The sequence below is a fragment of the Pseudomonas sp. P7779 genome (genome assembly GCF_013386315.1).
Classification (GTDB): domain Bacteria; phylum Pseudomonadota; class Gammaproteobacteria; order Pseudomonadales; family Pseudomonadaceae; genus Aquipseudomonas.
The window spans coordinates 12,930-31,945 of sequence record NZ_JACARZ010000099.1 but is presented as its reverse complement, the minus strand read 5'-3'; the positions used below and the strand labels follow the sequence as shown (position 1 = coordinate 31,945).

14 protein-coding genes are annotated in these 19,016 nt (G+C 61.0%); 7 read left to right on the top strand and 7 right to left on the bottom strand.

Going from position 1 to position 19,016, the window contains the following annotated elements; genetic code table 11:
- The 5 genes from HX869_RS26135 to HX869_RS26115 all read left to right on the top strand — a co-directional run.
- A partial coding sequence (locus HX869_RS26135; protein ID WP_256736792.1) for a BapA/Bap/LapF family large adhesin occupies nucleotides 1-2,127 on the top strand: 2,127 nt, incomplete at its 5' end.
- Nucleotides 2,128-2,309: 182 nt separating this feature from the next.
- Nucleotides 2,310-3,707, top strand: a complete 1,398-nt coding sequence (locus HX869_RS26130) for a TolC family outer membrane protein (protein WP_178903875.1) — start codon at nucleotides 2,310-2,312, stop codon at nucleotides 3,705-3,707.
- Nucleotides 3,704-5,887, top strand: a complete 2,184-nt coding sequence (locus HX869_RS26125) for a type I secretion system permease/ATPase (protein ID WP_178903874.1) — start codon at nucleotides 3,704-3,706, stop codon at nucleotides 5,885-5,887. Before HX869_RS26130 ends, HX869_RS26125 begins: the two co-directional genes overlap by 4 nt.
- Nucleotides 5,888-5,913: 26 nt before the next feature.
- Nucleotides 5,914-7,104 (top strand): HlyD family efflux transporter periplasmic adaptor subunit, encoded by a 1,191-nt coding sequence (locus HX869_RS26120; RefSeq protein WP_178903877.1) that lies wholly within the window; start codon nucleotides 5,914-5,916, stop codon nucleotides 7,102-7,104.
- A 35-nt stretch (nucleotides 7,105-7,139) separates the two neighbouring features.
- A complete protein-coding gene (locus HX869_RS26115) occupies nucleotides 7,140-8,003 on the top strand; it encodes a S9 family peptidase (RefSeq protein WP_178903876.1) in 864 nt (287 codons plus the stop codon).
- On the opposite strand, the gene HX869_RS26110 is transcribed toward HX869_RS26115, so the two are convergent.
- The 3 genes from HX869_RS26110 to HX869_RS26100 form a co-directional block, all read right to left on the bottom strand.
- Nucleotides 8,000-11,053, bottom strand: coding sequence for a UDP-N-acetylmuramoyl-tripeptide--D-alanyl-D-alanine ligase (locus HX869_RS26110; protein WP_178903873.1), 3,054 nt, complete (start codon nucleotides 11,051-11,053; stop codon nucleotides 8,000-8,002). The genes HX869_RS26115 and HX869_RS26110 overlap by 4 nt on opposite strands.
- A gap of 239 nt (nucleotides 11,054-11,292) precedes the next feature.
- Complete coding sequence (locus HX869_RS26105; protein WP_003212332.1) at nucleotides 11,293-11,493, bottom strand: hypothetical protein; 201 nt, start codon at nucleotides 11,491-11,493, stop codon at nucleotides 11,293-11,295.
- Nucleotides 11,494-12,050: 557 nt separating this feature from the next.
- Nucleotides 12,051-12,395, bottom strand: a complete 345-nt coding sequence (locus HX869_RS26100) for a cupin domain-containing protein (RefSeq protein WP_003212331.1) — start codon at nucleotides 12,393-12,395, stop codon at nucleotides 12,051-12,053.
- Between the two features lie 389 nt (nucleotides 12,396-12,784).
- Here HX869_RS26100 and kynB point away from each other — a divergent pair, with 389 nt between their 5' ends.
- Nucleotides 12,785-13,435 carry an arylformamidase gene (gene kynB / locus HX869_RS26095; protein ID WP_177021611.1) on the top strand — a complete coding sequence of 217 codons (651 nt, stop codon included), beginning with the start codon at nucleotides 12,785-12,787 and terminating at the stop codon, nucleotides 13,433-13,435.
- Nucleotides 13,432-14,289: a tryptophan 2,3-dioxygenase gene (gene kynA, locus HX869_RS26090; RefSeq protein WP_008436669.1), complete on the top strand. Its 858-nt coding sequence runs from the start codon at nucleotides 13,432-13,434 to the stop codon at nucleotides 14,287-14,289. The genes kynB and kynA overlap by 4 nt, the downstream gene beginning before the upstream one ends.
- A 91-nt stretch (nucleotides 14,290-14,380) precedes the next feature.
- Here the strand turns inward: kynA and HX869_RS26085 are convergent, their stop codons facing one another.
- The 4 genes from HX869_RS26085 to antA all read right to left on the bottom strand — a co-directional run bounded on the left by HX869_RS26085 (nucleotide 14,381) and on the right by antA (nucleotide 18,913).
- Complete coding sequence (locus HX869_RS26085; protein WP_178903872.1) at nucleotides 14,381-15,781, bottom strand: amino acid permease; 1,401 nt, start codon at nucleotides 15,779-15,781, stop codon at nucleotides 14,381-14,383.
- A 71-nt stretch (nucleotides 15,782-15,852) separates the two neighbouring features.
- On the bottom strand, nucleotides 15,853-16,860 hold the full coding sequence (antC, locus tag HX869_RS26080) for an anthranilate 1,2-dioxygenase electron transfer component AntC (protein WP_178903871.1): 1,008 nt from the start codon (nucleotides 16,858-16,860) through the stop codon (nucleotides 15,853-15,855).
- 170 nt (nucleotides 16,861-17,030) lie between these two features.
- Nucleotides 17,031-17,522, bottom strand: a complete 492-nt coding sequence (antB, locus tag HX869_RS26075; protein WP_003212320.1) for an anthranilate 1,2-dioxygenase small subunit — start codon at nucleotides 17,520-17,522, stop codon at nucleotides 17,031-17,033.
- On the bottom strand, nucleotides 17,522-18,913 hold the full coding sequence (gene antA, locus HX869_RS26070) for an anthranilate 1,2-dioxygenase large subunit (RefSeq protein WP_003212318.1): 1,392 nt from the start codon (nucleotides 18,911-18,913) through the stop codon (nucleotides 17,522-17,524). The genes antB and antA overlap by 1 nt, the downstream gene beginning before the upstream one ends.
- Nucleotides 18,914-19,016: the final 103 nt, after the last annotated feature.

The window sequence follows — 19,016 nt, the reverse complement described above, 5'->3', positions numbered from 1 at the left end:
GCCGATGCCGATGCCGACGCGGATGCTGACGCCGATGCCGATGCCGATGCTGATGCGGACGCCGACGCCGACGCCGACCTCGAAGCCTTCGACGACCTCGCCACCGGCGAAGTAACCATCAAACCCGTAACATCCAACACCGGCCTGGCCGATATGCGCGTGTTCACCCTGTTGGGTGTCGGCGGCATCATTCTGGGCGATCACACCAAGCAGCAGGAGTTCTCGGTTGCCGAGGGTTCCAGCGGAACGCTGAACCTGCAGTTTGCCCAGGCCGACCTGGTCTCGCTGTTGGGCGGTGGCTTCACTGCCACGCTGGAAGTGAGCGACGGTGCCGGTGGATGGTTGCCGGTGCAACAAGGCAGCAACGGTTCGGGCTTGCTCGACCTGTTGGGGCTGTTCGGACAAAGCTCCAGCGCCAAAATCGAAGGCCTGGAAGCCGGGCAGTATCGCTTTACCCTCAAGCTCGACCCCAACCTGGTCAGCGTTGGTGCAGGGGCCACGGCCAAGTTGAGCGTCACCAATGACAGCCTCACCGACTTCACCGGGGAAGCAGGGCCGGATGTCACCGGCAACGTCATCACCGACCCGGGCATTGGCGGTAAACCGGATGAACCGGGAACCGGCGGGCCAGTGAAGGTGCAGGTCGAGGTCAACGGCGAATTCGTCGATGCCGACGCCACCACCGGCACGGTGCTGCAGGGCCAATATGGTCAGCTGACCATCTTCGCCAACGGCGAGTACAAGTACACCCCGAACGGCGATGTCGCCAGCATCGGCAAGGTGGATGCCTTCGAGTATCACCTGGTCAATGGTGCCGGTGCTTCGGCCTCGGCAACCTTGTATGTGCGTATCGACAGCCCGAGTGTCAACGTGGACTGGAGCGCTACCGATCCATCTGCGCCCGGCGTGATCAACACGGTTGCCAATGATGACCTGGGTTCGGCGCAGATCGACATCGTCAACCTGGTCACCCAGGCCGACCTGGCGACCCTGAGCTACAACCTGGCACTGCTCGGCAGCAGTACGGGTACGGGTGCCGAGATCAACGTTGCCACGGGCACGACCGCAGAGCTTGCGATCAACGTCACCGTCACCGGCATTGCGTTGTTGCCAGGCACGACCGTCAATCTGCAGAAGTTCATCGGTAACGAATGGGTCACGCAGCAGACCACTACCCAGGCGAACCACACGTTCCAAGGGTTGGATGCCGGGACCTATCGCGTGACCGGGACGACCGGTGCCGTGCTGTCGCTGAGTGCGCTGCACATTGCGCAGAAGCTCACTACCACCTCCCTCACGGAGTTCGTGACCGGTGCAATGAGCAATGCGACTGGCAACCTGCTGTCCGACAGCTTGTCCGGGCCGGATGTCCTCGGTTCGCCGCTGACGGTACTCAGTGTGCTGGTCAACGGGGTCTATGTGATTCCTGGGCAAACGGGGACGAAAATCAACGGTGACCACGGCACATTGACCGTGTTTGCCGATGGTAAGTACGTCTACACCCCGCATGCCGGGCTGACGCTGGACGAGATTGGCCAGGTGGATAAATTCACCTACAAGCTCACCACGCCAACCGGCCAGGAAGACACCGCCGACCTCTACGTGCGCATCGACTCGCCGGATCGCGACCTGGTCTGGGACGACGCCAACCCGGGTGCGCCAGCCACTGAAGGTGCCGGCATTGCCGCTGCCCACAGTGCGGTGGACCAGGCGGCGGATGACGGCGCCAACGTTGACGGCGATCACCACGATGCCGTGGTGGCCGACGACACCGACTTCACCCATGTCGATGCTGGCGCGGGTGCAGACGGGCTGTTGTGGGAAGGCGGCGATGCAGCCATCAACCTCACCGACCTGATTGGCACAGTCAGCGGGGTGCACAGCATCGACCTGAACGATGTCAGCGCCGTCGACCTGACCCTGAGCCTCGAAGACCTGGTGTCCATCACCGGGCCTGAGTCGGATCGCTTGATGATCCAGGGCGACGATCAGGACAGCGTGCACCTGACAGGTGACTGGAGCGCCGGTGCGACCCAGGTAGAGAACGGTCTTGAGTACGTGATCTACACCAGTCCGGAAGATGAAACCCATCAGCTCTGGGTACAGAGCGGCATCAGCGTGGCGTAACGCCACCCCTGCCGGCCGGGCCGCAATGCCCGGTTTTCCCTACCAACGGTAATGCAGCGATGGGCCGTGACGTCAGTCACGGTCCGTTGTTGTACTCATCAGGTTTGACAACAGTCAGGTGACTAGCAGTGAGGCAAAAGAGTTTGGCCAAGCAGCTGTCTGCCGTAATTCTGGCAGTCGCAATGATCGCGCCCGAGCGTGCGCCGGTCATGGCAGCGTCGTATATCGACGATGAAGAACGCGTCAACATCATCAGCCCGAGCAACCTGGGCACACATTTACCCGGCGGGCCAACGGGCGTCAGCGCACCGGTGGCACCCGAGCACGTCATACCGAGCAACCTTGACCTGACACGCGCCATTCAACTGGCGGTGGAATGGCACCCGGCAATTTCCGAGGCGATCGGCCAGCTGTACCAACAAAACGAGAACGTGAACATCGCCCGTTCCGGCTATTACCCGCAAGTCAGCGGTGGCTTCAACTCCGGCTACGACAGCGGCCTGAGGGGCAACGGCCAGAGCCGTGCGTTTTCGTTGTCGGCGTCGCAGATGCTCTATGACTTCGGCAAGGTCTCAAGTTCTGTCGACAGTGCGCTGGCGCGGGTCAGTGCCAGCCAGGCGTCGGTGTTGCTGTCGATCGATCAGGTGGCGCGCGATACCTCGTTCGCCGTGATCGAACTGCAGCGCTCGCAGTTGCTGGTGCAACTGGCTCGCGAGCAAATCGACGGCATTTCGGCGATTGCAGAGCTGGCCAAAAAGCGCAGCGACATGGGCGCCAGCACCCGTTCGGACCTGATCCAGGCCCGCTCGCGGGTCGAGGCCTCGGTGGCGACGCAATTGCAATTCACCGCGCAATTCAATCGCTGGCGCAGCACGTTGAGCAGCCTGCTCGGGTCGCAGGCGCCAGTGAGCGTGGCGCATGGTTTTCCGGCAAGCCTGGAGCAATCCTGCGTGGGCGTGGTACCCGATACGGCAGTCACGCCGACCCTGCTGATCGCCCAGGCGCAGCGTGTCGATGCGCTGGCGCTGATTGCACAAGCCCGTGCCGAGGCGTTGCCGACCGTGTCGCTGGACCCGTCCATCACGCACTACCTGGACAACAACGACGACAGCAACGTCCCCGGCGGCCGCGACCGTACCCGTTATGGCGTATTTCTCAACGTGAAAATGCCGCTGTACCAGGGCGGCGCAATCACCGCTCGCAAATCCGCCGCGCAACAGGCCCTGCGTTCCGCCGATGCCGCCAACGACGCCGCGCGCCTTGCGGTTCGCCAGGGGTTGCTGGAGGCGCGGGATCAAATCTCAAGCCTCAGCCAGCGGCTATCCACCCTGGATTTTCGTGAGCGCAGCATCTCCGAAACCCGCGACCTGTATCGCCAGCAGTACCTCGAACTGGGCACACGGCCGTTGCTCGACCTGCTGAATGCCGAGCAGGAAATTCACCAGGCACGCATGGACCGGGAAAACACCGCCGCTGACCTGCGCCGCCTGAAAATCGATTGCCTCTACAACACGGGCGCACTGCGCACGGCGTTCCACCTGGACAACAGCACCCTGCAAGGTGTGGAGATTCGGCCATGAATGATGCTGTGATGCTTGCGGACGAAACCAACGCAGTACAAACACCGCTGAACCCGGCGCCCGCAGTGGATTATGAAGTGTGGCTGGAGGCCGTCCTGAGCGTGGCCCGGCATTACCGCCTGGAATGCTCGGCCCAAAGCGTGCGCATCGCCGCACAATGGACCGAAGGCGCTTCGGTGGAAGAGGTGGTACGGCAGATGGCCCGCCAGGCGGGGTTGAACTGCGTGATTGCCGACTTCAGCGAAACCACGCTGATGCAGCGCCAATTACCGGTGGTGCTGCAATTTGCCGACGGCCAGGTGGGTGTGCTCGAAACCCTCGGCGACGGCGACAACCTGGGCATCGCCTACAGCGGCGACGGCGGCCTGCAAAGCCGGCTCACCCGCCAGGACCTGTTGGAGCAAGCGCGCAAGAGCGTGATTCTGCGACCCATGGCGGCAGTGCGTGACCGGCGTGTCGACGACTACATCAAGCCTTACGAGAAGGCGTGGTTCAAAAACATCGTGCTGCGCGACCTGCGGCCCTATGGCTATGTGATGCTCGCGTCGCTGGTCACCAGCGTGCTGGGGTTGGCCGGGGTACTGTTTTCGATGCAGGTGTACGACCGGGTGATCCCGGCCGAATCCATGCCCACCCTGTATGTGCTGTTTGGCGGGGTGATGCTGGCGCTGGTGTTTGATTTCATCATGCGCATCACCCGTGTGCGCATCACCGACATGCTCGGCAAACGCGCGGATCTGCGCGTTTCCGACCTGGTGTTCGGGCATGCCATTCGCTTGCGTAACAGCGCCCGGCCGAAGTCCACCGGCTCGTTCATTTCGCAGCTCAAGGAACTGGAACAACTGCGTGAGCTGATCACCTCCAGCACCGCCACGGCGCTGGCCGATCTGCCGTTCTTCCTGCTGTTTCTGGTGATCTACTGGTTGATCGCCGGCCCGCTGGTGGCGGTGCCAATGGTGGCTGTGCTGTTCCTGATAGTGCCCGGGCTGTTGGCGCAGAAAAAACTCGCGGCACTGGCGAATGAGTCGATGCGTGAAAGCTCGTTGCGCAGCGCCATGCTGGTGGAGACCATACAAGGCCTGGACGACATCAAGGCGTTGCAGGCCGAACAGCGCTTCCAGCAACAATGGAATCACTACAACGCCACCTGCGGCGACGCCAGCCTGCGCCTGCGCCTGCTCACCAACAAACTGGTGGCCTGGAGCAACAATGTGCAGGGCTCGGTGTTTGCCGTGGTGGTGGTGTTCGGTGCGCCCATGGTCATGGCCAGCGACATGACCACCGGTAGCCTTGTCGCGGCGTCGATCCTGGCGTCGCGGATGATGGCGCCGATGTCCCAGATCACCCAGGTGCTGACGCGCTGGCAGCAGGCCAAGGTTGCGCTGCAAGGCCTGAACCGGATCATGGAATTGCCGGTGGACCATCCCGAGGGCAGCAAACGCGTGCACCTGCCGGTGATCAAAGGCCAATACGCGCTGAGCCAGGCCACATTCCAGTATTCCGACGATGCCCCCGTGCCGGCGCTGCGTGTGGCCGACCTGAAGATCCAGCCGGGCGAGCGCATCGCGATTCTGGGGCGTAACGGCGCGGGTAAATCCACGCTGTTGCAGGCATTGGCCGGGATGCTCGACCTCAAGGCCGGCACCATCAGCCTGGATAGCGTTGCCCTCAGCCACATCGACCCCGCCGACGTGCGCCGCGACGTGGGGCTGATGACACAAAACTCGCGGCTGTTCCACGGCACGCTGCGCGACAACCTGATCATGGGGGCGCCGCATGCCAGCGATCAGGAAATCCTCCAGGCCCTGGCGCTGACCGGTGCGGGCGACTTCATCGGCAAGTTCGCCGACGGCCTGGACCACATGATCCTGGAAGGTGGCCTGGGCCTGTCGGGCGGGCAGCGTCAGTCGCTGCTGCTGTCGCGGCTGATGATTCGCCAGCCGCATATCGTATTGCTCGACGAGCCCACCGCGTCCCTGGATGAAGCGACCGAGCGCCAGTTGATCCACAACCTCGACCGCTGGGCAACCCACCGCACGCTGATTATCGCCACGCACCGCATGAGTGTATTGAGCCTGGTGAATCGGGTGATCGTGGTCGACAACGGCCAGATCATCGTCGATGACAGCAAAGACAACGCGATTGCGCGCCTGTCCAAACCGAAGGGGAAAAACCAGTGAAAAGCCCTGCGCCGAAAACCATACCCCTGCTCGCCACCGAAGACGAAGGCGCCCGGCATACCCACGACGGCGTGGATGAACGCACCGTGGTGCGCGCCATGCGCGTGGTGGGCTGGGTGTTTGTCATGCTGATTGCGTTTGGTGCCTGGGCCTACTTTTTTGAAGTGGACGAAGTCTCGACGGGCAGCGGCAAAGTCATCCCGACCTCGCGTGAGCAAATCATCCAGTCGCTGGAAGGCGGCATCGTCACGGAGTTGAATGTGGGGGAGGGCGATATCGTCAAAAATGGCCAGACGTTGGCCAGGCTTGACCCGACCAAGACCGAATCCAACTTTGATGAAAGTGCCGCCAAGTACCGGGCGGCGCTGGCCAGCGTCGCGCGTTTGCAGGCCGAGGTAGACGGCAAACCGTTACTGTTCCCCCCGGAGCTTGAGCGTTACCCCGCACTGGTGCGCGCCGAAACCGACCTGTTCAACACTCGGCGCAAGGGCCTCGAAGAATCGTTGGCCGGCGTGCGATCGTCGCTCGGGCTGGTGCGTAGCGAGCTGGAAATCACCGAAAACCTGGCCAAGGTCGGCGCCGCCAGCAACGTTGAGGTGTTGCGCCTCAAGCGCCAAAAGGCCGAGCTGGAGTTGAAACTGACCCAGGCCCGCTCCGAGTATATGGTGCGGGCCGGTGAGGACCTGGCGAAGGTCAATGCCGACGTCGAGACGCTGTCGTCAGTCATGCGCGGGCGCTCCGACTCGGTGACCCGCCTGACCCTGCGCTCGCCGGTGCGCGGTATCGTCAAGGGGATAGAGGTCACCACCATCGGCGGGGTTATCCCGCCCAACGGGCGCCTGATGCAGATTGTGCCCCTGGATGAGCAGTTGTTGATCGAGGCGCGTATCTCCCCGCGAGACATCGCCTTTATCCATCCCGACCAGGTGGCCAAGGTCAAGATCACCGCCTACGACTACGCCATTTATGGCGGCATGGACGGCAAGGTCGTGACCATTTCTCCGGACACTATCCAGGACGAGGTCAAGCCAGAAGTTTTTTACTATCGAGTGTTCATCCGCACCGACGCTGACACCTTGAAAAACAAGGCCGGCAAGTCGTTTTCGATTGTGCCTGGGATGATTGCCTCGGTGGATATCAAGACCGGCCAGAAAACCGTGCTCGACTATTTGATCAAGCCCATGAACCGTGCGCGGGAGGCCTTGCGCGAGCGTTAGGCGAGGTGGCTGTGGCCAGGTTTGCGTTGTGGTGGATGCTGTTGTGGGCCGGCGTGCCGGGCGCGTGGGCCCTGAGTGAGGGTTCGACACCGTTGCTTTGGAACACCCCGGCCGACCAGTCGACCTGCAACCAGGTCGACTCTGCACTTTGGGTTGAGTTGGCCGGGGGCGATGAGTGCATTCGCTATTTTTCCGGGGCGGTGCTGAGCCGTGCGCCCGTGGTGATCGTGATGTTTCATGGCGACCGCAACGTGGAAATGCACCGCTCGCCCGAGTCGATCCGTGGCAATACCCTGGCCGCCAAGGCCAGGCAGGCCAAGGCCCTGAGCCGGCGTGCGGGCGTACCGGTGGTGATTGTGGCGCGACCTGGCACCTACGGTTCCAGCGGCAACCATGGGCAGCGGCGCCAGGCGCGGGAATTCATTGTGCTGGACGCTGCGCTCAACGAGCTGCGCAAGCGTTACGGCATCGGGCAGTTTGTGTTGCTGGGGCACAGCGGCGGCGCCACGGTGGCCGCGGCGGTGTTGACCTTGGGGCGTACCGATGTGAAGTGTGCAGTGATGACTTCCGGCGCGTTTGCCCTGGTGCAGCGCGCGCAGATGTTGCGTCAAAGCAAAGGCCTGCCTTCGCGTCCGGGACGCGACACCAATGGTTTATTGCACCCCTACGATCCCCTGGAGCACCTGGCCGGCATTGCCGTTGCGCCTGCGCGGCAGTTGTTCGTGATTGGCAGCGTGGATGACCAGGTAACCCCATTTGTGTTGCAGGAGCGTTTTTACCGGGCGTTGATTCGCGCCGGGCATCAGGCGCAGTTGGTCAAGGCGCAGGGTGTGCCTGCGATGTTTCACCAACTGCGCAATGACATTGGCCTGAAGACAGCAGCGGGCTGCGCGGGCTAACCCGCCGGCACCGCCTGTTCGGTCGTGTTCAGCCAATCACAGATCTGCGACAACCCGGTACCACCGGAGCTTTTCACCAGTACCCAATCCCCCGCCTGGAACCACTGGCCGGGGTGGCGCGCCAACGCCTGGCCTAATGCCGTGGCATCCTCGAACCACTGCACTGACAGCTCACTGCGCAGCACCCGGTACACCTCACGCATCAGCGGTCCGCACAGCACCAAATGCCGGGGCGCCGCCGCGCGCAGCGAGTCAGCCAATTCCAGGTGGTAGCGCTGGGCGTCGGGGCCCAGCTCCAGCATGTCGCCCAACACTACTACCCGGTGCCGCGAGGCCACGGGCAGGTCGGCCATCGAGCGCAAGGCCGCAGCCATCGAGCCGGGGTTGGCGTTGTACGCATCGTTGATCAGCTGGAAATGCCCGTCGGTGCATTTGATCGAGCGGATATTGCCGCGACCTTCCACCGGTTGGAAGCCGGTCAGCACTTCCAGTGCCTGGTCGGCGTCAAGCCCGGCGGCGAACAGCGACGCCAGCACCCCCAGTGCGTTGAGCACCATGTGTCGGCCGCGAGCACTCAGGCTGAAATCCAGCCGTTGCGTGTCACGTTGCGCGGTGACGTAGACCCGGTCGGCCTCGCTGCACACGTCGAGCAGGCGCACATCGGCATCGGCGTGTTCGCCATAGCTGGTCACGTGCAAGCGCGCGACTTCGGCGGCCTGGGCGAACACCTCGTAGTGCGGCATATCGCGGCACAGCACCGCGTGCCCACCCGGTGCCATCGAGCGGAAGATCGCGCTCTTTTTACGCGCCAGGTTTTCCAGGGTGCCATGGTATTCCAGGTGCGCCGGAGCCAGCCCGGTCACGATAGCAATGTGTGGGCGCACCAGCTCCGAGTTAATCGGCATGCGGCCCACGGCCATTTCCAGTACCCAGAATTTGGCCGGACGGGGCATGCTCGCCAGGTTCCAGGCGATCCCATGGGGCAGGTTGGCGTTGGCCTCGGTGTGGCCCACTTCGCCCCAGTGTTTCAGGGCGTGGCCGAGCATGGCGACCACGGTGGTTTTACCGAAGCTGCCGGTGACGCCGAACACCTGGCCAGTGAATTGCTGCCTGGCGTATCGACCCATTTGCAGCATGGCCTCGCTGGTATCGGCGACCTGTAACACCGGCAGGCCGCTGTCCAGGTAGGGCGTCGGGTCTACACACAAGAACGCCGAGGGGCGTCGCTCAGGACTGGCCTGGGCCCAGCGCAGCGCTGACTGCACTTCGTTCGGTCCCACCTTGCTGGGGTGCCGATTGAGCATGCGCTGGGGTTTGAAAAACTGCATGGACGGCGTCAAACCCGACGTGTACCAACCGGGCGGTGGCTGTTTGGCCCAGGTGCCGTGTGTCACCCGAGCCAGGGTGTTGGCGTCCCAGACCCAGCCGAGGGGCGCTGCGTCCTGGGCCAGGCTCACTTGCGGCGCGCCGTCGAGCAGGTAGCGGTGGTAGGCAATCAGCCCCGAGAGGTAATGCTCCACGTCGTCGATGCGCACCCTGAACGCGTGGTGACGGATAAAAAACGAACCGGCAATGCGCGCAGGATTGGCGAAATACATCGCCGTTTCCGGCCAGAAATACCCGTTGAACAAATAGCGCGCACGATGATGCAGGGCGCGGTAAAACGCGTGCAGGTCGATCTCGGTGAGCAGGTGGCGCAATTGCGCTTGCTGGGCGATGCGTTCGAGCATCTGCTGCGCAGCCATCATCAATTCCAGTAGCGTCGGAAAGGTGGTGATGCGCTGTTGCACGAACCCCAGATAACCGGCGACGTTATTCAGGCCGAAGCGGAAATACTTTTCGTCAGGTCGGTAGCGGGTCAGTTCGTTCACGCAATAGCTGAGCCAGTGATCGTGCTCGCGCCAGTGCTGTTTTTCGATGAAGTAGTCGAAGGCTTTTTCCACCACGGTTAACCAGCGCTCATCGCCGGTGAGGCCGTAGAGGCGGATCAACCCGAACGCGGCCTCGCCGTCGTAGTAGATGATCCGGAACGCCTCTTTGACGGTAAGGTCACGGCCATGCAAGACGTGCACGAAGGCGCCGGTGGTCGCGTCCTGCATCCAGGCCATGCCATTGGCCAGGGCTTCCAGCACGGGTAGGTAGTGGCGGGTGCCGGTGACTTCGCTGTATTTGACCAGCGCCAACAAACACACGGCATTGCCGCCCAGTTTGATCTCGTCACCGGTGTCCAGCAGATATGCCGCCACACTGCCGTCGGGCAGCACGTAGGACTTGATCAGTTCCTGGGTAAGGTAGGCCAGCGAGCGGTCGATGGCGGATTTAAGCGCCTCGTCGCCGGTCAGTGCCCAGGCCTCGATCATCGAATAGGTGGTACTGGCGTGGCGCAGGGTGTTGTAGTTTTTTATCGCCCGGTCAAAGCACGGGAAGTAGCCGTAGACGAACTGGCCGCCGCCCTGCACCTGAGTGCTCAGGTAGCTTGCGGCGCTGATGATGCTCGCCTTTACCATGCCGGGCTCCAGCGCTGCGAGGGTGCGCCAGCCGGTTTCTGTCGGGCCAGGGTTCAGCGGGTGGGGCACGCCGTCTTCGGCACAAAAAACGCCCTTGGTGTCGAACAGGAACACGGGGGTCTCGGGTTCAAGTGTGGCGATCAGGTCGGCTGTATTGAGCCCGGTAAAACGGCGCCTGGCGTACACCGAAAAATTGCCGGCATTGAAGGTCGCGTGATTGATAGCGTTGCCGCCATACAGGATCGCGTTGGCGTTCAGTTCCTGTTCGGTGATCGCGATGTGCAGCGCCGCATCGAAGGCGATGCCGCGCCGGAAGTAATTACGCTTGTGGCGCTTGAAGCGCGCATTGAGTTCGGCCCAGGTGATGGCGGTTACGTTGATCGCGCATTCGACGCGTATCCATGAACGTTCGACGATGTTGCCTGACTGCGCACGGTCTCGTTCGTAGGCTCCCTGCAAGCGCTGCACACCGGTTTGCCAGGCGGCTTCGAAGTTATCTGCCGTGATATGAAAAACATGCGCGCGCTGGGTGCCGTCGCTCATGGAGAAAAACAAGGTACAGGGCTGCGCGGTGTCTGATGATACAGCAGGCCCATTCATTTCTTTGCTTAGATGAGCATAACAAGCAAGCCATTGCTGTTTCACGGGCATAGTTCATCACCAGTTTTTAACTTGGAGAGGGGTGGCGCGCAGTGTTCATGATTAAACTGCGCGCCAGCTGATAAATAAGCAGAAAGTTATGCCGCACAGTTTTATAAAGGCAAATTAACCAGGCTTATATATCAAGAGCAGAGCGATGAATCCTCTTTCTCCGGCTCCAGCACGGAGGGCGGGACTTGGCTCTCGTATTGCTGGAGATGGTCACGAATCAGCTTGCGAATAACCTGAGAAATAGTAAGGTCAACTTCCTCGGACAGCGACTCCAGACGCTGCTTGGTCGGGAAGTCGATGAGAATGGTCAGACGTGTTGTTTTTTCAGGCATTTTCTTGATCCTTTTACAAAAGCGCGGTCTCGACTGCCGCGTGCAGTAAGTGCTGGAAGACGTGTGGAGTCCTTAGAACAAACCAATGGGGTAATCAACTGATTCATTGGAGTCTAATTCAAATCGCTGCGCGTTTTCCATCAATGTGCAGTGAAGGTTGCGATTATGTGAAGTTCTGCACCTTCTCCGTACCTCTTATTATCATCGGGTTATAATGCTATGAGATTCGAGTATAGACCGGTTGCAAGAAAGCTATCTCAAAGTGTAGGGGGTGTCAAAAGTCAATCTTATCTATAACTAAAGTAGTGGTTGTACTGTTTGGTGAGTTTGATTATGTATTTTGCGCATTACGTCATGAGATTTTTTCAAGAACTTGGCGCTCACAATATTCTGTCACAAAATACTAATTGATTGTTTTCGAATATCAAGGGTTGTTGTCACGAATAACAGCGACTGTTATTGGAAGAGGGGCAGGGAGGTGCTGCTTTTATCAGAAGGGCGCGACGGTCGTCGTTGAGGTAAAAGGGGCCAGGGCGACCCCTTTCCAGGAGGTGGGATCAGGCAAACACAAAATACTTACGCACCGTCTCGACCACTTCCCACGTCCCCTTCATCCCCGGCTCCACCACAAAGATGTCCCCAGCCCGCAAATGGATCGGCTCCAGGCCGTCCGGGGTGATCACGCAGTAGCCTTCCTGGAAGTGACAGTATTCCCACTTCACATACTCCACCCGCCATTTGCCGGGGGTGCAGATCCAGGTGCCCATGATCTTGCTGCCGTCTTCGCTGGTGTAGGCGTTGAGGTTGACGGTGTGCGGGTCGCCTTCGAGTTTTTCCCATTTGCAGGCGTCCAGCACCGGCAGTGGATGGGTGTCGCGCAGTACGGTGATTGGCTTGGACATGATGATTCCGAGGCAGTGGAAGGGAAGTCCGAACCCTATCGCCTTGGGCGGCCCGCCAGTGGTCTGGACTCGACATCGGGATGCCCAGAAGCGCAGTCATTTGCACAGCCGTGAGTCACCGCCAACCCCTGTGGGAGCCGGGCTTGCCCGCGATGGCGGAGTGTCAGGCGATGGAAGGGCAAGCTGTGCCGACCTCATCGCGGGCAAGCCCGGCTCCCACAGGGAATATTTGTTGTTTGAAGGATTGAGTCGGTACGAAATATCTGTGCGCCAATCAGCCATTTCCTCGCAGTAAGTGCGAAAGATTTCCCGCTTTGCGCTGGAATTCGCAAGGATATTTACAGCCGGCCCTCGTATCATTCACCCCAGTAACGACCGAGAGCCTTGAGATGAATCCAATAAAAACGTGGTGGGACATCAGCCCGCCCTTGAGCACCGCGACCCCGACCTGGCCGGGTGATACGCCGTTTCAGGAAGAGCGGGTCTGGCAGTTCGGCCCCGAGTGCCCGGTGAATGTCGGACGCATCACCCTGTCGCCCCACACCGGCGCCCATGTGGACGCGCCGTTGCACTACAGCGCGGACGGCGCGCCGATTGGCGAAGTGTCTCTGGATGTGTACATGGGCCCGTGCCGGGTGCTGCATTGCCTGGGCAGCGGCGCGCTGGTGCAGCCGCATCAGTTGGAAGGCCGCCTGGAAAACCTGCCGGAGCGTGTACTGTTGCGCACTTATCAACAGGCGCCGCTGGATGCCTGGGATTCGAATTTCACCGCCGTCGCCCCGCAAACGGTCGAGTTGCTGTTCAGCCTCGGCGTGCGCCTGATCGGCATCGACACGCCGTCCCTGGACCCGCAGCAGTCCAAGACCATGGATTCCCACAACGCCGTCGCCTCTCATGGCATGGCGATTCTCGAAGGCATCGTCCTCGACGACGTGCCGGAGGGCGATTACGAGTTGATCGCGCTGCCGCTGCGTTTTGCCAACCTCGATGCCAGCCCGGTACGAGCCATTCTCCGCCCGCTCAAGGAGCCCACGCGATGAGCCAGTGTCCTTTCTCCCCTGACTACCAGCCGCCGGAAGAATGGCATAACGCCGAGCTGAATTTTTCCGAGTCCATGAGCTACGGCGACTACCTGGACCTGGGCAAAGTGCTCAGCGCCCAGCACCCGCTGTCGCCGGACCACAACGAGATGCTGTTCATCATCCAGCACCAGACCTCGGAGCTGTGGATGAAGTTGATGCTCCACGAACTCAAGGCCGCCCGCGAACACGTGCGCCTGGGTGAGCTGCCGCCGGCGTTCAAGATGCTGGCGCGGGTGTCGCGGATCTTTGACCAGTTGGTGCACGCCTGGGCGGTACTGGCGACCATGACGCCGTCGGAGTACAAGTCGATCCGCCCGTACCTGGGGCAGTCGTCGGGTTTCCAGTCGTTCCAGTACCGGGAAATCGAATTCATCCTCGGCAACAAAAGCGCGGCGCTGTTGCGGCCTCACGCCCACCGGCCGGAGTTGTTGAAGGAGCTGCAGGTGGCGATTGCCACGCCGTCGCTGTATGACGAGGCGATCAACCTGATGACCAAGGCCGGGCTGGCGATCGACCCCAAGCGCGCCGAACGCGACCCGACGGCGCCAACGGTTCACGATGATTCCGTGGAGGCGGCGTGGCGCGAGGTTTATCGCGATCCGAGCCGGTATTGGGACCTGTACCAATTGGCCGAAAAGTTTATCGACCTGGAAGATTCCTTCCGCCAGTGGCGCTTCCGCCATGTCACCACCGTGGAGCGGATCATCGGCTTCCAGCCTGGTACGGGCGGCACCGAAGGCGTGGGCTACCTGCGCAAGATGCTCGACACCGTATTGTTCCCCGAGCTGTGGCGAGTGCGTTCCACGCTGTAATCAAGGCCCAACAAAAAGCCCCGGTACTCATCAGTACCGGGGCTTTTCATTTGGAATACGATCAAAATGTGGGAGCGGGCTCCCACATGGGTTATTGCGCTGTTACTACCTTCGCGTTATTCAACCGCAACCGGTACGCCACATAGATGATCCCGACCCAGACCGGAATCGCATACACCGACGCCCGTACACCCGGAATCGCCAGCATCACGCAGATGATCATCAGCATGAACGCCAGGCACAGGTAGTTGCTGAACGGGAACCAGAAGGTCTTGAACGACGGCACCACGCCTTGCTCGCCCATGGCCTTGCGGAACTTGATGTGGGTCAGGCTGATCAGCGCCCAGTTGATCATCAACGAGGCAACCACCAGCGCAAACAACAGCTCCAGTGCGTCATGCGGCGCGACGTAGTTGATCACCACACACAGCAGCGTCACCAGGGCCGAGATGCCCAGGGCACGCAGCGGCACGCCTTGCTTGTTCAACTTCATCAGCGCTTTCGGCGCGTCGCCCTGCTCGGCCAGGCCGAACAGCATGCGGCTGTTGCAGTACACGCCGCTGTTGTACACCGACAGTGCCGCGGTCAGGACCACGAAGTTGAGGATGTGGGCGGCGGTGTCGTTACCGATCAAGGAAAAGATCTGCACGAACGGACTGCCGCTGTAGGCATCGCCCGACGCGCCGAGGGTTTGCAGCAGTTGGTTCCATGGGTACAACGACAGCAGCACGGTAAGGGCGCCGACGTAGAAAATCAGGATCCGGTACACCACCTGGTTGATCGCCTTCGGGATCACCTTGCGGGGTTCGCTGGCTTCGGCGGCGGTAATACCCACCAGCTCCAGGCCGCCGAACGAGAACATGATGAACGCCATGGACATCAACAGCCCCATGCCGCCATTCGGGAAGAACCCGCCGTGGCTCCACAGGTTACTCACCGAGGCCTGCGGGCCGCCGGTGCCGCTGAACAGCAGGTAGCAGCCGAGCACGATCATGCCGACAATCGCCACCACCTTGATGATCGCGAACCAGAACTCGGTCTCACCGAAGAACTTCACGTTGAGGGTGTTGATCAGGTTGACCAGCACAAAGAACACCACCGCACTGACCCAGGTCGGAATTTCCGGCCACCAGAACTGGATGTACTTGCCCACCGCTGTCAGCTCGGCCATGCCCACCAGCACGTAGAGTACCCAGTAGTTCCAGCCGGCGAGGAAGCCTGCGTAACCGCCCCAGTACTTGTGGGCGAAGTGGCTGAAGGAGCCGGCCACCGGTTCCTCGACGATCATTTCGCCCAGCTGGCGCATGATCAGGAACGCGATGAACCCGGCTACCGCATAGCCCAGGATCATCGACGGCCCCGCCGACTTGAGCACGCCCGCCGAGCCGAGGAACAGCCCGGTCCCGATCGCCCCTCCCAAGGCAATCAGCTGAATATGCCGGTTCTTCAGGCCACGCTTGAGGCCCACCGGGTTAACCATGTCATCCGCCATTAACATTCCCTTCTACTTGTTTTTTTCAGGGTTGATCGCACACCGAACCAGCCCCTCATACCGCTGAGGGGTCAGATATTACTCTCGGTAAACTTTTCGTAATACAGCTGAACGCCATCAAGTGCCTGATCCAGCAGCCATTGTTTGATGGATTCGACCATCGGAGGGGGGCCGCAGACGTACATATCTGCCGATTGATCCCGCAATTCGGCCAGGTCGAAATGCTCGGTGAGGTAGCCGCGTTTGCCGGCCCAGTCCGAAGGTGGGTCGCTGAGTACCTCGGTGTAGCGAAACCCCGGGATCTTATCGGCGTAGGCTTTTATGCGTGTTGCCTCGCATAAATCGGCCGCACCCCGCACGCCGTAATACAGGTGCACCGGCTGTTGGCAGGTGCTGGCGGCCAGGTCGTCAAGCATGCCCAGCAGCGCCGATAAACCAGTGCCACCGGCCACCAACACCAGCGGTCGGGTGACATGCCGAAGGTAGAAGGCACCCAATGGCGCTTCCAGCAGCAACTCATCACTGACCTGGCAGCGTTCGCGAATGTAGTTGCTCATCACGCCATCGGGCAGCAGGCGGATCAGGAACTGCAACTGATTGCCCGGGCGGTTGGCGAAAGAGTAGGAGCGCCAACTGTCGGTGCCGGGAATCGACAGGCGGGCGTACTGGCCCGGCAGGAAATCCAATGGTGCTTCAAGCTGCAGGTGCAGGATCGCCGTGCTGGGCGACACCTGCTGCACTTGGCTCACCGTGCTGCGGATCTGGACCGGCCCCGGCGCGTTGCACAGGCTGGAATCAAAATCGAAGTAGAACGCCGCATCGGATTGGACCCGGGTCTGGCAGCTGAGCATTTTGCGTTGTTGCAGGTCGAGGCTGGAGAGGGCTTCCTCGTCCACGTAGTCCTGGCTGTAGTCGCCGGACTCGCAGCGGCCCTGGCAAGTGCCGCAAACGCCTTCGCGGCAGTCGAGCGGGATCTTGATGCCGTTGCGCAAGGCTGCATCCAACAGGATCTCATTGGCGCCCACCGGGAAAAACAGGGTCTTGCCGTCGGCAAAACTGAAGGCCACTTTGTGATTCATTCGCAGAACTCCGCGAGTTTGATTTTCTATGCCTGCGATTTACCTGTGGCGAGGGAGCTTGCTCCCGCTGGGCTGCGCAGCAGCCCCAAAAAGCCGGGAGCGCTACGCACTGGAGCGCCAACCCGGTCCAGCGGGAGCAAGCTCCCTCGCCACAGGTGTAATGCATCAGGTCACAGGTGATAGAAATCCAGCACCGAGTTGATGGTGTCGTTGAGCAGCAGCGCATGCTTGCGGGTGATCAACCAACTGTCGCCATCGGGCTTGAGGCTGTAAGTGGCGCTGCCGTAGAACTGCTCCGACGTCGCCAGCCGATAGAACAACGTATGCCAGTTCAACTTCACCTCCAGCAGCCCGTCCGGTTGCTCGGCAATCCGCACGTTGTTGATCAAATGCAGCGTCCTTGGCATCGGCGTGGCCGACGCAGCCTTGCCCGTACGCAGGCGAAACACCCGATCCTCCAGCCCCGAGCGGTTGGCGTAGTAGATCAACGACATTTCGCGCTTCGGGTCGCGGGTGTAGACATGTTCCGAATCCCACTGCGGCAGGTGGAATTCACTCTGCGGGTCGAACAGCTGCACGTAGGCGTCCCAGTCCTGGGCATCGCACAGCTCGGATTTACGATAAAAAAACTGCTCGATCCGGTACTGCAATTGCGCATTCATCATTCCACCTCCCGCAGTTTCAGGGCTTGCTGGTCGAGTCCGTCCAGCAGGAATTTCTGCCAGTTGCGGTGCTGGTTGACGTACAGCCCTTCGTGGGTGAATTCGGTGCCGGTCATCGCCGGCTGGATACCGATGGATTCGCTGTTGGGCGTCGGCCCGGTTTCCCAGCGATGGCTGCCGCGGGAGATATCGCTCCAGCGTTCCAGACGGCCCTGGAAGCCGCGCTGGGCTTCGCGGAACTCCACCAGGTCATCCGGCGTACCCATGCCCGAGACGTTGAAGAAATCCTCGAACTGGCGAATACGGTTTTCACGGTCGGCGTCAGACTCGTTCTTCACCCCCAGGCACTGGCTGATGATTTCGGTCTTGTTCCACGCGATGGGCCGGATGATCCGCAGCTGCGAGCTGATCTGGTCGAGGAAGAACAGGCTTGGGTAGATGTTCAGGTTGCGCAGGCGGTGCATCATCCATTCGGCTTTTTGCTGGCCGTGTTCTTCGATCAGGCGCGGCATGATGGTGGCGTAGCCCGAACGCACGGTGGGGTTGGGCATGTCGCTGAACAACAGGCTGTGGCCATTGTTGAAGGCGAACCAGCCGTCATCGGTGTTCGCGTCGCCGGCGCCGAGTTTGCTGTAGTCCAATGTCGTGCCCGAGCCGGTGCCGTTTTCCGTATTGACCTGCTGGCGATGCTGCACCGTGGCCACGTAGTTGTAGTGCACGGTGCTGACGTGATAACCGTCCAGGCCGTTCTCGTTTTGCAGTTTCCAGTTACCGTCGTAGGTGTAGGCCGACTTGCCCGGCAGCACTTCCAGCTCACCGGTGGCCGATTGGGCGACCATCATGTCGAAGAACACTTTGGCGTCGCCGAGGAAGTCTTCCAGGCTGTTGGTGCCGTTCACGTCGAGGCTGATGAAGACGAAGCCCTTGTAGCTCTCGATCCGTGCTTTTTTCAGGCCGCGAGTGGCCTTGTCGAAGCCTTCCGGGTATTCCCCCGGCGCCTTGACCTTCACCAGCCGGCCATCGCTCTTGTAGCACCAGGCATGGAACGGGCAGGTGAAGGTGGACTGGTTGCCCTTGCCGACTCGGGTCAGGGTGGTGCCCCGGTGCTGGCAGGCGTTGATCAGCGCGTTGAGCTGGCCTTCGCCGTCGCGGGTGATGATCATCGGCTGGCGCCCGGCGCGCATCGTCACGAAGTCGTGCTTGTTGGCCAGTTCGCTCTCGTGACAGGCATAGATCCAGTTTTTTTCGAAGATCAGCTCCATCTCCAGCTCGAACAACTCCGGCTCGGTGAACATGTCCCGGGCGATGCGGAACACCTCATCCACCGGACGGAAGTCCAGGCAGCCTTCGATAAAGCTTTTCCACTGCTCGACGCTTCTTGCACCACTCATGGGAGGCACCTTTTTTGATAATGGCTAGACGGGTAAGCCATTAAGAGGCTGCGGCGGGGCACCGGGCTATCCGGTTAATGGGGGAAGGTGGGCCACTTAGTTG

Bases quoted from the DNA above. Each gene is read 5' to 3' on its own strand.
- antC (WP_178903871.1), bottom strand. From the start codon at position 16,860: ATGAATCACAAAGTGGCCTTCAGTTTTGCCGACGGCAAGACCCTGTTT.
- HX869_RS26125 (WP_178903874.1), top strand. From the start codon at position 3,704: ATGAATGATGCTGTGATGCTTGCGGACGAAACCAACGCAGTACAAACA.
- antB (WP_003212320.1), bottom strand. From the start codon at position 17,522: ATGAATGCGCAATTGCAGTACCGGATCGAGCAGTTTTTTTATCGTAAA.
- HX869_RS26115 (WP_178903876.1), top strand. From the start codon at position 7,140: ATGCTGTTGTGGGCCGGCGTGCCGGGCGCGTGGGCCCTGAGTGAGGGT.
- HX869_RS26100 (WP_003212331.1), bottom strand. From the start codon at position 12,395: ATGTCCAAGCCAATCACCGTACTGCGCGACACCCATCCACTGCCGGTG.
- kynA (WP_008436669.1), top strand. From the start codon at position 13,432: ATGAGCCAGTGTCCTTTCTCCCCTGACTACCAGCCGCCGGAAGAATGG.
- HX869_RS26105 (WP_003212332.1), bottom strand. From the start codon at position 11,493: ATGCCTGAAAAAACAACACGTCTGACCATTCTCATCGACTTCCCGACC.
- HX869_RS26130 (WP_178903875.1), top strand. From the start codon at position 2,310: ATGATCGCGCCCGAGCGTGCGCCGGTCATGGCAGCGTCGTATATCGAC.
- HX869_RS26110 (WP_178903873.1), bottom strand. From the start codon at position 11,053: ATGAGCGACGGCACCCAGCGCGCGCATGTTTTTCATATCACGGCAGAT.
- antA (WP_003212318.1), bottom strand. From the start codon at position 18,913: ATGAGTGGTGCAAGAAGCGTCGAGCAGTGGAAAAGCTTTATCGAAGGC.
- kynB (WP_177021611.1), top strand. From the start codon at position 12,785: ATGAATCCAATAAAAACGTGGTGGGACATCAGCCCGCCCTTGAGCACC.
- HX869_RS26085 (WP_178903872.1), bottom strand. From the start codon at position 15,781: ATGGCGGATGACATGGTTAACCCGGTGGGCCTCAAGCGTGGCCTGAAG.